Raw genomic sequence first — 700 nt, forward strand, 5'->3', positions numbered from 1 at the left:
GGCATACGCAATGGAGTAAGCACCCCACACCGTAGCTTCAACCGCGTCGCGGTTTTCCATTTTCTTAACTTCGACAACAGCTTTACGTGCTTTCTTTTTAAAGATACCGAACATAGTGACTTTCCTTTTAGCGGGTGAGCCAGCGCTCAGGAATGATCAGCCCACAGAGACAGTCACACCGACCGTTCCCTATGGCTCACCCCTGAAAGGCTCTGTGGTTGAATTGCGCCGAGCGTGGCGCGAAGAATTTCGGACATAAAAAAACCCGCACTGAGGCGGGTTTGGTGTCGTGTAGGCGTTAACGACACATTTCAGCTTTAGCTTTCATGTAAGCCTCGTGAGCCAACTCCGCAGTTTGGAAACTACCGAGCTCTTTACGTTGCCCGTTGATGCGAATAGCGGAACGCCATACGCCGCGAGCTTTGCACCAGTTTGCTCCAATCAGCTTGGACTTCGCCCCTTTTCGAACTTTGTGTCTGTTCTGTTGATTAACAAACTGGGTAACGATACGTAAGTTGTCCCATCGGTTATCTTTGGGATTGCCATTGATATGATCGACACACTTATCAGCCGGCGGCAGCGCACCGTCCATATACAAAAAAGCCAACCGATGAGCGAAAATTAATTTCTTATCGATCATTATCTGGATATAGCCGTACGTATCTGCGTTCCCGGCTATTTTGCCAGGCGTAGACCGTGA

At 49.3% G+C, this 700-nt stretch carries 1 protein-coding gene; it reads right to left on the reverse strand.

Translation table 11 applies throughout. The annotated features are described in order from the left end of the window. Positions 1 to 298: 298 nt before the first annotated feature. Positions 299 to 700 (reverse strand): HNH endonuclease (locus tag RE027_RS17965; RefSeq protein ID WP_368809661.1); only part of this gene is annotated, 402 nt, incomplete at its 5' end.

The organism is Kocuria sabuli, from assembly GCF_040981185.1.
GTDB lineage: Bacteria > Actinomycetota > Actinomycetes > Actinomycetales > Micrococcaceae > Kocuria > Kocuria sabuli.